Source organism: Bacteroidales bacterium (assembly GCA_026418905.1).
In the GTDB taxonomy this organism is placed as follows: Bacteria; Bacteroidota; Bacteroidia; order Bacteroidales; family DTU049; genus JAOAAK01.
The window spans coordinates 74576-88543 of sequence record JAOAAK010000029.1 but is presented as its reverse complement, the minus strand read 5'-3'; the positions used below and the strand labels follow the sequence as shown (position 1 = coordinate 88543).

The 13968-nt window shown below is 37.1% G+C and carries 12 protein-coding genes and 2 tRNA genes; 7 read left to right on the top strand and 7 right to left on the bottom strand.

The genetic code is table 11. From position 1 onward, the window contains the following. Positions 1-22: 22 nt before the first annotated feature. On the top strand, positions 23-1129 hold the full coding sequence (gene gcvT, locus N2Z72_05845; protein ID MCX7697200.1) for a glycine cleavage system aminomethyltransferase GcvT: 1107 nt from the start codon (positions 23-25) through the stop codon (positions 1127-1129). A gap of 122 nt (positions 1130-1251) precedes the next feature. Here gcvT and lipB read toward each other — a convergent pair whose 3' ends face one another. The 4 genes from lipB to N2Z72_05825 form a co-directional block, all read right to left on the bottom strand. Next, positions 1252-1956, bottom strand: a complete 705-nt coding sequence (gene lipB / locus N2Z72_05840) for a lipoyl(octanoyl) transferase LipB (protein MCX7697199.1) — start codon at positions 1954-1956, stop codon at positions 1252-1254. Position 1957: 1 nt separating this feature from the next. Continuing rightward, a tRNA-Thr gene (locus tag N2Z72_05835) sits at positions 1958-2032 on the bottom strand. Positions 2033-2035: 3 nt separating this feature from the next. Next, positions 2036-2108, bottom strand: a tRNA-Pro gene (locus N2Z72_05830). Between the two features lie 24 nt (positions 2109-2132). Next, the gene (locus N2Z72_05825) at positions 2133-2561 is read right to left on the bottom strand and encodes a DUF2141 domain-containing protein (protein MCX7697198.1); all 429 of its coding nucleotides are present in this window, start codon (positions 2559-2561) and stop codon (positions 2133-2135) included. Positions 2562-2622: 61 nt separating this feature from the next. On the opposite strand from N2Z72_05825, the gene N2Z72_05820 reads away from it, so the two are divergent. Next, the gene (locus N2Z72_05820; GenBank protein ID MCX7697197.1) at positions 2623-4320 is read left to right on the top strand and encodes a C10 family peptidase; all 1698 of its coding nucleotides are present in this window, start codon (positions 2623-2625) and stop codon (positions 4318-4320) included. Here N2Z72_05820 and N2Z72_05815 read toward each other — a convergent pair. Continuing rightward, on the bottom strand, positions 4317-4709 hold the full coding sequence (locus N2Z72_05815) for a DUF4296 domain-containing protein (protein MCX7697196.1): 393 nt from the start codon (positions 4707-4709) through the stop codon (positions 4317-4319). The two genes, N2Z72_05820 and N2Z72_05815, sit on opposite strands and share 4 nt — an antisense overlap. Before the next feature lie 88 nt (positions 4710-4797). On the opposite strand from N2Z72_05815, the gene gatE reads away from it, so the two are divergent. The 5 genes from gatE to ychF are packed head-to-tail and all read left to right on the top strand — an operon-like array spanning position 4798 to position 11696. Then, positions 4798-6780 (top strand): Glu-tRNA(Gln) amidotransferase subunit GatE, encoded by a 1983-nt coding sequence (gene gatE / locus N2Z72_05810; protein ID MCX7697195.1) that lies wholly within the window; start codon positions 4798-4800, stop codon positions 6778-6780. Continuing rightward, positions 6773-8158 carry a Glu-tRNA(Gln) amidotransferase subunit GatD gene (gene gatD, locus N2Z72_05805; GenBank protein ID MCX7697194.1) on the top strand — a complete coding sequence of 462 codons (1386 nt, stop codon included), beginning with the start codon at positions 6773-6775 and terminating at the stop codon, positions 8156-8158. Before gatE ends, gatD begins: the two co-directional genes overlap by 8 nt. Before the next feature lie 4 nt (positions 8159-8162). Next, on the top strand, positions 8163-8813 hold the full coding sequence (locus N2Z72_05800) for a hypothetical protein (GenBank protein MCX7697193.1): 651 nt from the start codon (positions 8163-8165) through the stop codon (positions 8811-8813). Continuing rightward, the gene (locus tag N2Z72_05795) at positions 8800-10596 is read left to right on the top strand and encodes a putative porin (GenBank protein ID MCX7697192.1); all 1797 of its coding nucleotides are present in this window, start codon (positions 8800-8802) and stop codon (positions 10594-10596) included. Before N2Z72_05800 ends, N2Z72_05795 begins: the two co-directional genes overlap by 14 nt. 5 nt (positions 10597-10601) lie before the next feature. Continuing rightward, entirely contained in the window at positions 10602-11696 is a 1095-nt protein-coding gene (gene ychF, locus N2Z72_05790; GenBank protein ID MCX7697191.1) for a redox-regulated ATPase YchF, read from the top strand. On the opposite strand, the gene N2Z72_05785 is transcribed toward ychF, so the two are convergent. Beyond that, positions 11693-12961: a replication-associated recombination protein A gene (locus N2Z72_05785; GenBank protein MCX7697190.1), complete on the bottom strand. Its 1269-nt coding sequence runs from the start codon at positions 12959-12961 to the stop codon at positions 11693-11695. The two genes, ychF and N2Z72_05785, sit on opposite strands and share 4 nt — an antisense overlap. A gap of 2 nt (positions 12962-12963) precedes the next feature. Continuing rightward, complete coding sequence (locus N2Z72_05780) at positions 12964-13962, bottom strand: OmpA family protein (protein ID MCX7697189.1); 999 nt, start codon at positions 13960-13962, stop codon at positions 12964-12966. Between the last annotated feature and the right edge of the window lie 6 nt (positions 13963-13968).

The following is a 13968-nucleotide window of genomic DNA, read 5'->3' as shown; positions in this document are numbered from 1 at the left end:
AATCCATACTTTTGTAAAAAAAATGAAAAAAACAGCACTTGCTCATGTTCACGAAAAATTAGGAGCTAAAATGGTTGAATTTGCCGGATTTTACATGCCCATTCAATATACAAGTATCACTGAAGAACATCAAATTGTTCGCGAAAGAGCTGGAGTTTTCGATGTTTCTCACATGGGAGAAATATGGGTAAAGGGTGAAAAAGCTCTTGATTTTCTTCAATATGTTACTTCCAACGATGTATCGGTTTTATACGATGGCAAAGTTCAGTATTCTTGTCTTCCCAATGGCCAGGGAGGAATTGTCGATGATTTACTAGTATATCGGATTGACCAAGAAACTTATCTTCTCGTGGTCAATGCTGCCAATATCACCAAAGATTGGAATTGGCTTATTGAACAAGCCAAAAAATTTAATCTTGAACCCGGGAAAAATCTGATCAATGCTTCGGATGAGACCAGCCAACTAGCCATTCAAGGACCTTTAGCCTTACGAATTGTGCAGAAATTGACAACAACTCCTATCATCGATATGCCCTATTACACCTGGAAATATGTTGAACTAGCTGGTGTGGAAAATGTCTTACTTTCGACTACGGGTTATACTGGTTCTGGAGGATGCGAAATTTATTTTCCTAACGATGTAGCTGAAAAAATTTGGAACGCAGTTTTTGAAGCTGGTAAAGAAGAGGGTATTGCTCCTATAGGTCTTGGTGCCCGCGACACCCTTCGCCTTGAAATGGGTTTTTGCCTTTATGGTCATGAGATTGACGATACCACATCCCCAATCGAAGCAGGTCTTGGCTGGATTACCAAATTCGTGGAACACAAGAACTTCATTGATAAAGATTATCTTTGGAAACAAAAGACAGAGGGAGTTCAACGAAAATTAGTGGGTTTTGAACTCATTGATCGTGGCATTCCTCGTCAAGGTTATGACATCTGCGATAGTGAAGGAAATACTATTGGACGTGTAACTTCAGGTACTTTAAGTCCTACTCTTCAAAAGTACATTGGGATGGGTTATGTACAAGTTGCATTTGCTAAAGAAGGATCTGAAATATACGTAAAGATTCGTGAAAAACTTTTAAAGGCTCAAGTTGTCAAATTGCCTTTTTACAAAAAAGTATAAGCATTACTTTATTTGTGTCTAACGCATCGTATATATTGGCAAGGTGGAATTAACCAAAATCTAACATAATCTAACTTGTTCGTTGTTAATTTCAAGTAAATTTTCTTATTTCTTTGTTTTTGTTAAATCTGTGGAAAGATATCTGCTATATTATCTAATATATTTTTAAATTCCTTAAAAATCATAAGTTTTATTTGAGTCATGTCTTGTGGAGCTTGAAGTTCTTTTTGGAGAGAGGTAACACCCATGTTAGCTAAGCCACAAGGATGGATAAAAGAAAAGTAATTTAAATCGGTGTTAACATTAAAAGCAAAACCATGCATGGTGATACCGTGGGATATACGAATACCTATGGCACATATTTTTCGGGCTTTGGTTGGTTGAGAAGTATCAAGCCAAACTCCTGTCGCTCCATGAAGTCTTTCACTTTTAATGCCAAAATGTGAAAGTACACGTATGATGGTTTCTTCGAGAATGAAAACATACATTTTGGCTCCGATCGATAGTTTCTTCAGATCCAAAATAGGATAACCTACTACCTGACCAGGTCCATGGTAAGTAATATCACCTCCGCGGTTGGTCTGAACAAACTCTATCCCTTTTTTTTGAAGTTCATAAGAAGATAGTAAAAGATTGCTTAATTTACCATTTTTCCCAAGGGTATATACATGGGGATGTTCCACCACATAGAACCATCCAGCAAAATCTTGCTTTTTTTGGTCTTCTCTTAATTTCAATAAACTTTGAAGCTGTTTTTCTTGAAACTTCCAAGTTGTAAGATAGGCCTGTAAACCTAGGTCGATGTACTCAATTTTTTTTTGCAGCATTTGGAGCCTCTCATGGGATTCGAACCCACGACCTGCTCATTACGAGTGAGCTGCTCTACCGCTGAGCTAAAGAGGCATGTCGGGATGACTGGACTCGAACCAGCGACCTCTTCGTCCCGAACGAAGCGCGCTTCCAACTGCGCCACATCCCGTCAACGGAAGCAAATTTAATATTTTTAAAAAACATAGTTCATCTCAATGGTAAACTTGTTCAGCCCTTTACGAATGTTCACAGCAAATTCCGAAAAAGAAGGTTTGCTTAAAAAAAAGGTATTTCCTGAAAAACCATACCCTTCTTTGGGTACACCTAATAAGTTGTAATTCATCTTTCCATCTTCGTTTTCATCATCAAGAACAGCAAAACCATATTTACCAGGTGGTAAATCAAATTTGACAACAAGTTTTCCATTTAAAACGGATTTCTTAGGAAATATTTTGCCATCATAGGGGGTTTCCTTGTCAAAACTTTCCTGATCTTTGAAAATCCCGATTCTGATCACACCTTTGGAGTTGCGAATGTTGGTGATAGTTATTTCAACCTGTTGAGAGATCATGTTATCATATAGGAACCACATGAACATAAAAGCAAGAACTATTTTTCCCATGGAATTGAATTTAGATGCTAATTTATGTAAATGTGATAATTTTGTTGCAAAAGTGAGGGAAATGAAAACTTTTATTTTGTTATTTATGTTTATTGCTTTTGGATTAAGTGCTCAAGATGTTTCTCTATTTCAGATTGAGGCAGGCGCAGAGAAATTTTTCAAGGCAAAGAATATAGAGTTTATTCCACAGATTTGTACCAATTTTCAGCAGGAATACCCGGATCTTGTTTTTATTCAGAATAAAATAGGCAAAGGGTTTATAGTAACCACAAAGGATAAGATGTTTGATCCCATCGTAGCCTACAGCGAAGAATCTGATTTAGGAGTAATGCCTCCTTCCGTTAAATGGTATTTTAACTTCGTACAACAACAAATAGAGTTGGAAAAAAATAGAAAAAGCTCGAGCGATGGTGCTCGTGAAGCATGGTCTTTGTTTTTGAGGGATGGGAAGTTGTTTGAGTCAAATAAACTGGCAGTTGCTCCTTTACTAGCGACAAAATGGAATCAAGATTGTTATTACAATGAACTTTGTCCGGAACATGTGGATGGCCCATGCGGTCATTGTTATGCGGGTTGCGTGGCAACTGCTATGGGACAGGTTATGAAATTTCATGCATATCCTGTGCAGGGACAAGGAAGTCACATCTATGGCACATATCTCTATCCAAATCTTTCAGCTAATTTTGGAGCAACTACATATCTTTGGGATAGCATGCCAAGTCAGCTTACTACTAACAACATCCCAGTAGCAACTTTGTTATTTCACTGTGGTGTCTCTGTCAATATGGATTACGGGCCGACTGGTTCAGGATCTAGTTTGTCTCTTGCTGCCGAAGCATTCAAAACATATTTTAAATACGCAAACTATGCCACATTAATTGAACGAAACGGAATTGACGATGCCACGTGGGCAGAAATCATGCAGAACGAATTACTTGCCCGTAGGCCTCTTGTTTATGCTGGATGTGGTAACGGGGGATGCCATGCTTTTGTGGTTGATGGGATTGATGCTTCTGGTCGTTTTCATATTAATTGGGGATGGGGAGGAGCTTACGATGGGTATTATTCCCTTTCCAATTTTAATCCTGGAAGTATCAATTTTAATTCTGATCAGAGGTTAATTGTAGGTTTAGAACCTGCTGAAACCGATTTCATATATTGCCCCTCGATGCAGGTTTATACCAATTTGACGGATACTATTGAAGATGGTAGCGGATCTGAACGTTATGGAAACAATAGCCAATGTGCTTGGCTCATTCAACCTCCAGGAGCAGGGTTGATCTACATTCATTTTACTAAACTTGCTACAGAAAAAGATGCCGATGAAATCAAAATCTATCAGGGGACCAATACTAACGCACAACTAGTAGCAACAATATCTGGATATGAAATACCAACGCAACCTATCCTGGTATGGGGTAATGCTGCTTATATAACCTTTTCGTCAGATGATATCTTGCGTTCAGATGGTTTTTCCTTTTATTATACCACCAGCTTTGTGGATCTTCAAGAATATGCACGGGATAAGATACATGTTTACCCTAATCCTGCCAACGATGAGTTTTTTGTGGATATTCCATCTGAAATAATTAATGAAGGAATAAAAATTGAACTTTATAATTCATTGTTTCAAAAAGTCTATGAAACAATGGCTAACCAAACCCATATTTCGTTGAAACTGCATAATGCAGGAACTTTCTTCGTGAAGATTTATGGAGACCATTTTTCCATCACAGAAAAAATCATGGTTTTCGATTAAAAGGGTTGATTTTGATCTGGTTTTATTTCAACATCTGAAAATTCTTCATTTATAATACGTGTAAGAATCTTTATCCACTGATCTTCGTGGGCAATGTAAAATTTTATTGAAGCATTCACACGATGGGTGTCGAGATGATATTTTGTAAGCAAAAGTTTGTAGAAAAAATAGGAAACATCAGCAGGGTTGTTTCCTTTGGCTGAAGACCACCTGATGTAAGACTCAGTTAAGTACATATCTCTCATAAGCAATTCCATTGTGTCAGGTGGAATGATTTTAACATCTATGGGGGGGGAGTCCTGACGAATTGATTCTTTCTTAGAGCAATCAAATAGAACATTGATCATTATTAAGATAAAAATAAGTAATAAGAATGATTTGTTTTTCATATAGCAAAGATGCTTGTTTTTTTAAAATTAGAACCTCATGAAAAAGCATGAAAAAATATGTTACTTTTGAAAAAATTTTACATTTTTTATGCTAGGAAATTTCGATTCACGCGCTAATTATGAAAAAACATTGAAGGAAGCTGGCTACGTATCTCGCTTAGAAGCAACCCAAGAAACTTATGATCGAATAGGTTTTATGAGTGGGCTGGAAGTTCACCAACAACTTCTTACAACAAAAAAACTTTTTTGTCATTGTCCAGCAGGTATTTACCATGATGATGACGAATTTGATGCTGAAATCATACGCCACATGAGACCTACCCTCAGTGAGTTGGGTGAATACGATGGGACTGCTTTGATGGAGTTTAAAACCAGAAAAGAAATCATTTATCGAATAAAAAATATCACCACTTGTACGTATGAAATTGATGATACTCCTCCATTTCCTATTAATCGTGAAGCCCTTGAAATTTCAATCAAGCTTGCACTTATGTGTAAGATGAATATCGTGGGAGAGGTACATATTACACGTAAACAATATCTGGATGGAAGTATACCAACTGGGTTTCAACGTACGGCTATTGTAGGGGTGGGTGGAGAAATTCCATTAAAAAATCGTAAGGTTCGCCTCATGCAACTTAGTGTAGAAGAAGATAGCTGCAGGGAAATCTCTGATATAGGTCATGTAAGAGTTTACAAAACCGATCGATTGGGAATGCCATTGATCGAAACGGTGACTTACCCCGACATGAAAAATCCCAATGAAGTGAAGGAAGCATGTGATTACATCCGTTTTCTAAACAGAAGTTCAGGTCTGGTTAGAACAGGGATAGGAGCTTCTCGTCAGGATGTAAATGTAAGCTGTCGTGGTGGAACAAGAGTTGAAATCAAAGGAGTAAGTCATACCAAATGGATACCGGAATTGACCCACAATGAAGTTTTCAGGCAATGGTCGCTTTTGCTCATACGCAATAAGCTACTTCAATCTGTGCAACAACCAGATTTGTGGAAAATAGAAGAGGTACAGGTAAAAAACGACGATATTTCAGCTTTATTTCCTGATTTGGCACATTTTGCTCAGCAAGGTTTTCAGTTTCATGCTATTCGCTTGCCTGGCTTTAGAGGAATATTGAGTCATTTTACTCAACCAGGCCGTGTGTTTGCAGATGAAATAAGTGATAGACTAAAAGTCATTGCTTGCATTGAAAAGCCCAATATGCAGCATGCTGAAGAAATATTTCATCCCATGACGCTTGAACAAATCCGCTATTTAGAGAGCATTTTAAAAATTGGCGAGCAGGATAGTTTTTTACTTTTATGGGGTCCGCAGGATGATATTCCTACAGCTTTAGAAACTGTCGAAGAACGTTGCAAATTGGCTTTCAAAGGTGTTCCTCCTGAGACTCGTAAAAGTTTCCCTAACGGCACTACCATGTTTGAACGTGTGCTACCGGGACCTGATCGCATGTATCCAGACACTGATAGTGCTCCCATTCCATTGAGTTCAGCTTATATTGAATCTTTAAAAAAGGATCTTCCAGAGGATGTTTTCGAAAGAATGAAAAAAATGAAAGAATGGGGCATTGGAGAACACTTGTTTACTTACATTTTAAGTAAAAATCTTTTCCCTTTGTTAGAGGAAATCAGTAACTTGTTATCTATTCCACCCAAATGGATCGGACATTTTTTGGGTCAATTTCTCAAGTACGTAGAAGGGCATTATAAGAAAGGTTTCGGATTTAATTATCATAAAATAAAAGAGTTGTTTGTTTTCCTTCGAAATGAAAAAATAGATGAGGAATTGGCATATAAAATACTTCCCGTGTTGTATGAACATCCTCAGATGGATTTTCATTCCATACTAACTACCATAGGTTTTAAACGTACTTCCCAAGATGAACTGATGGAAAAAATTCGCATACTAATCGGTAAATTTCATCCTAGCAAGAGAGCATCAGCTGAGGACAAAGTCAACTGGGTTTTAGGTCAAATTAGATATCAGGCCCTTGGGAATGTGAAGTTAACATTGCTAGCAAAGACAGTTATAAAAGAAATTTTAGGTCATGAATGAGGATTTATTTCAAGGTTATAAAGGTAGGGCACTGGAATTACTGAAAAAATTTCAGGTTCGTGTTTGGGGGCAAGCAAAAATTCAAACAACCCGAGGGGAGTTTTTTGGAACAGTGTTGCCAAGAGCTGAAAACGACGATGATTTACATATAGTACTTAAAATCCAAACAGGCTACAATATAGGTCTTGATATTCAGACTATTACTCACATGGAGGAGGTCGGTTATAAGAAAGCACACTACAAGATACCAGAGAAAGAATTTCCGATGAAGCCTGGTTTGCCAAAAGTTAAGCTTTTTGGCACAGGGGGCACCATCGCATCCAGACTCGATTATCGTACAGGTGCTGTCATACCTGCTTTTACTCCCGGTGAATTGTATGGAGCAGTACCAGAACTAGCAGACATTTGTAACTTGACCACCGAAAAATTGTTTGCTGTATTTAGTGAAAACATGGGACCAGAGCAATATAAGAAATTAGCTATTGCTATTGGGCAGGAAATTGAAAAAGGCATTGATGGTATTGTTATTGGTCATGGAACAGACACTCTTTCTCACACTGCCGCTGCTTTAACTTTCATGGTACAGAATCCACCAGTGCCGATTGTATTAGTTGGTTCACAGCGGAGTTCCGACAGACCTAGTTCTGATGCCGCTCTCAACTTGATTCATGCTATGGTAGCCGCAGGACATGGTGAAATAGCTGAAATCATGGTCTGTATGTTTGGCCCCACTTCTGACGAATACGGTTTTCTGCATCGTGGAACTCGTGTGCGTAAAATGCATTCATCTTATCGTTCTACTTTTAGAACCATTGGTGATATACCTTTGGCAAAAGTAACACGAAAGGGAGTTTTCCCTATGAAAGAAAATTTTAAAAAACGACGTAAAGATAAAGATGTTAGAATTTTACCTTATTTTGAAGAAAAAGTAGCCATTGTTTACTATTATCCCAACATGCAACCTGACATCATAGATAGCCTTGTGGAAAATGGCTATAGGGGAATAGTTTTTGCGGGTACTGGCCTAGGTCATGTCAATAAACCTTTGTATCCCGCCATTGAACGGGCTCATAAAAAAGGAGTACATATGTTCATGACTGTTCAAACTTTATGGGGATATGCTCATATGTTTGTATATGATACAGGACGAGATTTAATGGCAAAAGGAATTATTCCTGCAGGGAACATGCTGCCAGAAACAGCTTACATTAAACTAGGTTGGGTATTAGGACAAACAGATGATCCTGAGAAAGTTAAAGAACTTATGCTCACACCAATCAATGATGAAATCACTGAACGTGAGCCTTACAATGGTTATATCATCTTGCAAGGAGGAGTGCCAGAAGTAGAGGAATTTTTAAAAAAATACCACAAGTAAGCTTATGAAACCGCAGGTAAATCAGATCAACGGAAACAATGGTTCTAAGAAAAAAAGAAATTTTCTTAAATCATGGTCCCTTACTTATCATCAATTGAAAAGAACAGGTTTTTTTAAATACGTTGGAAAACCTCTTCTTAAACTTTTGATAATTTTCATTGTTATTGTGGTTTTATTGTATCTCTTGGGAAATAGCTTGTTCGACATCGATGCTTTTTTTGATATGATGGTTACCTATGTTCCTTTCGGATGGGTGATGGTGATTTTTTTCATTCTGGAAGCAGCTTTACCAATTTTGCCAGTGGATTTATTTATTTTTTGGACAAATAGTTTAGAAAATCCTTGGTTGTGTTTAACCGTTCTTGCTCTCATATCGTACTTTGCATCTTTAACGGCCTATGCAATAGGAAGAATGATACGAAAAATTCCTTCTGTTAATACATATTTTTTATTGAGGTTTGACAGATATGTCAAAAATTCTAAAAAATGGGGAGGGTACCTAATTGCAGCTGCAGCTCTTACACCGCTTCCATATACTTTTGTTGTAATTTCCATGGGCCTTATACGATATCCTTTTCCCCTTCTTGCTTTCTGGGCAACGATGAGGATTCTACACTTCTACCTCTATGCATTAGTTATTTATGGAATTATTTAAGCTTGTTTGGAGAAATTTATTATTGAGCTACACCTTGATATTGCTTTCCCAAGAGAAAACGGATTCTACTTTTTTTTCGAGTCATGAGAAAAAAGATGATGGTCTATTTATTCAAACGTATTATATAAAACATTGGCTTAATCAATGGTTAGACACCAATCTCGAATTTTATCACAGAATAGGACCTGCAGAAAGTATGTATCAGTATTTGTACTTTGCCGATGTAGTAGAAAGGATGCCTAAAAAATTTGATTCTTTCTTACAAAATTTTGAACATTTCGTTTGTCTTGATACATCGTTTTCTTTTCTTTTCAAACCAAAACATGAACCTTACTCTATAACGTCTTATAGCCAGGGATCGAAACGCGAACAACAATTTTCCTTCTGGTTTTATTTTCCTTGGGGAAAACAAGTAGATGTTCTCTTAAATTATCACTTAGTAGGCTCTGCAGGCTGGTATAAGAACCAGAAAATCAGTCTAAGTAATTTTTTTTCGAAGATTAATTTTCACTCGAAAAACTATCGTTTTCGAACTTTATTCCTCCTACAAGACAATTACTTTCGTTTTCAAGAAAATGGAGGAATTAAGTATGCAGAAGATTTTCTTGACACATCCATTTATGATCGAGCTTTATGTCAGATTTTGTTAAGTAAAGCTTCGCGTCATGTAAGATTTACTCGTTTTTCATGGAATAGTTCTTATGCTATCATTCAAAAACCTTTCCTTGAAATTCGATTATTTCCTCTTAATATTGAATTAGAGAAAAAATATAACCGATTCAAAGATGAATTTCCCGGATCAGGTTACTATCAGAATATTTATTTGGATAGTTCCATCACACTTGATTCACTTCATGTTCTGACTTATCGTGTAGCTACGGCATTAAATGGAAAATTGAAAAATATTTTTTTTCAACTCTCGATGTGGCAAGAATGGAACCGTTTTTCTTCTATGTTTAATTTCGATACGATGTCGACTATGTCATATTTTAAATGGAACTGGACCTCCCGGAATGAAAAGCTTTTGTGGGTTGGTAAAACGAGTAAAGGTATAGTCGGGGCCAATAGGTCTTTACTTGAAATACAGCATCGATTGATGATCAAGGTTCTATCATCTGGAAAATTATATCTTACTCAAGAGATTTATTCTTTTCATCCATCGTTGTTGTATGAACGGTATCGAGGAAATCATTTACAGTATGACCATTCTCTTTCTGATGTTGTTGTTTTATTACATCGTGTAGGTTTGAAAAGCAAATTTATGACTCTCGAGGTGTATGGAGCTGATGTTAGAAACATGCCTGTTTTTTATCAAAATATGTTTACTTCATTAGGTCAAATAGGAGTAGGTGGTGTGAGTTGCTATTTTAACGCAAATTTCAAGAACTTTTTTATACTGAATCGCATGATTTTACAGAGGTCTACGTCAGAATTGCTGTCATTACCTTTGTTTGGAATACGGGGAGAAATCTTCTACCGAACGTGGTTTTTTCAGCGAAAACTACTTGGCGAAGTGGGCATGAAGTATTTTTATAATAGTTCCTATTTTGCTGATGCTTATTACCCATACTTGGGAATTTTTTATCCTCAACAAGATATACAAACAGATGGATTTTGGTACCCCACTTTTTTTATAAGATCTCAAATTAAAAGGGCAGTTTTTTTTGTTGAAATCTATAATTTTGCAGCCGGGTTGTTTCCCGTGCGTTACTGGCAGGTGCCAGCTTATCCTTTACCTGACCGTGGTGTACGTTGGGGTATAAGTTGGATATTTTTTAACTAGTTCATATGGCAATTAAGGTTAGCTTAATGGGGATAACAAATTCAGGAAAAAGTACCATATTTAACAGCATGACTGGCTCAAACGTAGAAACTTCTCCTGCATTGTATACTACCACACGAGTCAATATCTGTACGGCTCCTATCTTCGATCCACGATTGGAAAAAATTCATCAGTTTGTATCAGCTCAGAAAATAACTTATGCCACATTAGAACTTTACGACTTACCTGGCATATCAAAGGTTAATCTTAACTCTCGAGAAGCCCAAGAATTTTTTAATCATCTCAGACTAACACAAGTTTTCATTCATGTGTTGCGTTGTTTCGGTGATCCAGCTATTGTTCATCCACACGATAACCTCCTGCCACTTAAAGATCTCGAGTGGTTAGAATTTGAACTTCAAATTCGTGATCTCGATCAAATTCAAAAAAAATTAGCCAAAATAGAAAAGAGTTATAAATCAGGTGATATTCAACAGAAAATCACCTATGAAATCTTGTTGAAATTTAAAGATGTACTAGAAAACATGCAAAGTTTACGAATACTTCGCCCTTTCTCAGACGAGGAAAATCGGCTTGCTCAAGAAATGGGCCTTCTTACCATAAAACCTGTTGTTTACCTTCTTAATGTAGACGAAAAAACACTGACAGAGACAGATGATACAATCAGAGAAATCGTATCTTACCTGCAAGAGAATAATCAAAAGTTCGTGATGGTCTGTGGGAAACTGGAAGAGGAAATTATGCAACTTCCTCTGGAGGAGCAGAAGGAATTTCTACTGAGTTATGGTGTTGAAGAGCCTGTCATTAAACAAGTTTCATTAGCTGCTTTTGAAATGTTGGATCTAATTACTTTTTACACCGTTGGCGGGAAAGAAAATCGGGCATGGTTAATTCCTCGTGGTACAACGGCATCCAAAGCTGCAGGAGTCATTCATAGTGATCTTGAAAAAGGTTTTATTCGGGCGGAAGTGTATAATGTTGATGATTTACTATATCATAAAAGCGAACTAAAAGTAAAAGAAGCAGGTAAAATCAGACTTGAGGGAAAAACCTATGTCGTGCAGGATGGGGATATTTTACACATTCGCTTTAATATTTAACTTTCATTAAGATCGTACTTGTCTTTCCAGCAATTGAGTAAATAAGTTTTGAGTTCATTTTCACGAGGATTGGACGCAGGGATATAAATGGTAGTTCCTTTAAGCTTTTCTGGAAAATATTCTTGGAGAATAAAATGGTGTGGAAATTGGTGGGGATAAAGATATTCTTTTCCGTAATGCAGTGATTGCATAAGAGAAGTAGGTGCATTTCGCAAATGAAGAGGTACAGGTTGTTCGCAAGTATTTTTAGCCAACTGTAGTGCTTTTTCTATGGCAAGGTAAGCAGAATTACTTTTAGGAGATGCAGCAAGATAAATGGTACATTCAGCTAACGGAATACGCGCCTCGGGCATGCCAATTTTGTGTACCACGTCGAAGGTAGCGTTAGCAAGCAAAATTGCGTTGGGATTAGCAAGTCCAATATCTTCAGCAGCCAAGATAATAAGTCTTCGAGCTATGAAGAGAGGATCTTCTCCGGCATCCAACATCCGAGCAAGCCAATATAATGCAGCATGGGGATCACTTCCACGGACCGATTTTATAAATGCTGAAATAGTGTCGTAATGTTGATCTCCAGCTTTATCGAAACGAGCAAATTTTTTCAAAACGATTTCTTCGACAAGTTGATTGGTAATCTCGGCTACTTGGCTGGGATTAGCTTCCACCGACAACTCAATGATATTGTAAAGTTTTCTAGCATCGCCAGCCGAAAAATAGAATAAAGCATCTTTTTCTTTGATATTTAAAGTAATACCATGTTGATGATAGTAGTTTTTAGCTCGGTCTAGCAGAAGAGAGAGACTTTTGATATCGAGATTTTGTAAAACGTACACTTGACATCGAGAGAGAAGAGGTGGCACCACCTCAAAAGAAGGATTTTCTGTGGTGGCACCTATTAAAACAACATTTCCTTTTTCGACCGCATGCAATATGTATTCCTGTTGAGCCTTATTGAATCGATGAATTTCATCAATGAATAAAATGGTTCCTTTTTTTTTCTCGGCAATTTTGATAATCTCCCGTACTTCTTTAACACCAGCTTCGACAGCACTCAAAAAGAAAGATGGTCTTTCAAGAGCTTTAGCAAGTACGTATGCCAGTGTCGTCTTTCCACAACCAGGGGGACCCCAGAAAATAAGGGATGGTAAAAAACTTTTTTCGATAAACTTACGAATAGGTCCATCTTTACCTAACAGATGATCCTGACCCACTATTTCATCGAGAGAAGATGGGCGAAGAATTTCTGCTAAGGGAGTGTATTTCATGATTAATTATCTTCCAAAATTTTCAGCAGTTCATCCAGTTTTGGTGTAAGAATAATTTCAGTTCTTCGGTTTTTTTGACGGGCTTCGCTAGTATTGGAGGGATCAATAGGCACGTATTCACTTCTTCCAGCAGCTATGATGCGTGCTGGGTTAATTTTTCCGTTTTCAAGAAGTATTTTCACAACACTTGTAGAACGCATCACACTTAAATCCCAATTATCTTTTATTGGACCACTGCCTCGATAGGGAACATTATCTGTGTGTCCCTCCACCATGATGTTAATGTCGGGATTTTCTTCAAGAACTTTTGCCAATTTAGCAAGAGCTTCTCTTCCTTTGGCATTTACATTCCATGACCCAGAAGCAAAAAGTAATGATTCTTCGAGCGAAACATAAATTTTACCATTTTTTTCTACGATCGTAAGCCCATTATTTTCAAAACCTTTGAGAGCAAACTTAAGTTTTTCTTTGAGGGCTTTGACCTCGCTATCTTTTTTGGAAAGCATGCTTTCCAGTTCGTTGATTCGTTTTTCTTTATTGATCAAATCATTTTGTAACTTTTCTAAATTGGCTTTTTTCTCATTCAATTCGTTTTCAAGTTTTCTTAATTCTTCTTGTTTCTTGCTGAGTTGTTCCTGGGTTAATTGAAGCTCGGTACTAATTTTTTGTGTTTCGCTAACATTGAGAGATAGAAGTTCTTGGTATTTTCGATTAAGTTCTTCGTATAATTTATTTACTTTATCGTATTGTGCGGTCATTTTCCTTAGGCTGGTACCAGTGATGTTGGTATCACGTTCTAAAGCTGCAATTTGTTTTTCCATCGTGCGAATTTTTTCTCCCATTTCAGTGTTGGTGGCTTGAAGCTGATCATATTTTGCTTTAAGGTCTATGAGTTCTTTTTCTGCTTTTTCTCTACGGGCTTTCTCATCTTGAAATTGTCGCGCTGGAACACATGAAATTAGCAACATAATGGCTACAAAAATTCCTGATATTGTTCTCATTTTTTT

Excerpts from the sequence above, each read along its gene's own strand:
- gcvT (MCX7697200.1), top strand. The coding sequence starts at position 23 with ATGAAAAAAACAGCACTTGCTCATGTTCACGAAAAATTAGGAGCTAAA.
- lipB (MCX7697199.1), bottom strand. The coding sequence starts at position 1,956 with ATGCTGCAAAAAAAAATTGAGTACATCGACCTAGGTTTACAGGCCTAT.
- N2Z72_05825 (MCX7697198.1), bottom strand. The coding sequence starts at position 2,561 with ATGGGAAAAATAGTTCTTGCTTTTATGTTCATGTGGTTCCTATATGAT.
- N2Z72_05820 (MCX7697197.1), top strand. The coding sequence starts at position 2,623 with ATGAAAACTTTTATTTTGTTATTTATGTTTATTGCTTTTGGATTAAGT.
- N2Z72_05815 (MCX7697196.1), bottom strand. The coding sequence starts at position 4,709 with ATGAAAAACAAATCATTCTTATTACTTATTTTTATCTTAATAATGATC.
- gatE (MCX7697195.1), top strand. The coding sequence starts at position 4,798 with ATGCTAGGAAATTTCGATTCACGCGCTAATTATGAAAAAACATTGAAG.
- gatD (MCX7697194.1), top strand. The coding sequence starts at position 6,773 with ATGAATGAGGATTTATTTCAAGGTTATAAAGGTAGGGCACTGGAATTA.
- N2Z72_05800 (MCX7697193.1), top strand. The coding sequence starts at position 8,163 with ATGAAACCGCAGGTAAATCAGATCAACGGAAACAATGGTTCTAAGAAA.
- N2Z72_05795 (MCX7697192.1), top strand. The coding sequence starts at position 8,800 with ATGGAATTATTTAAGCTTGTTTGGAGAAATTTATTATTGAGCTACACC.
- ychF (MCX7697191.1), top strand. The coding sequence starts at position 10,602 with ATGGCAATTAAGGTTAGCTTAATGGGGATAACAAATTCAGGAAAAAGT.
- N2Z72_05785 (MCX7697190.1), bottom strand. The coding sequence starts at position 12,961 with ATGAAATACACTCCCTTAGCAGAAATTCTTCGCCCATCTTCTCTCGAT.
- N2Z72_05780 (MCX7697189.1), bottom strand. The coding sequence starts at position 13,962 with ATGAGAACAATATCAGGAATTTTTGTAGCCATTATGTTGCTAATTTCA.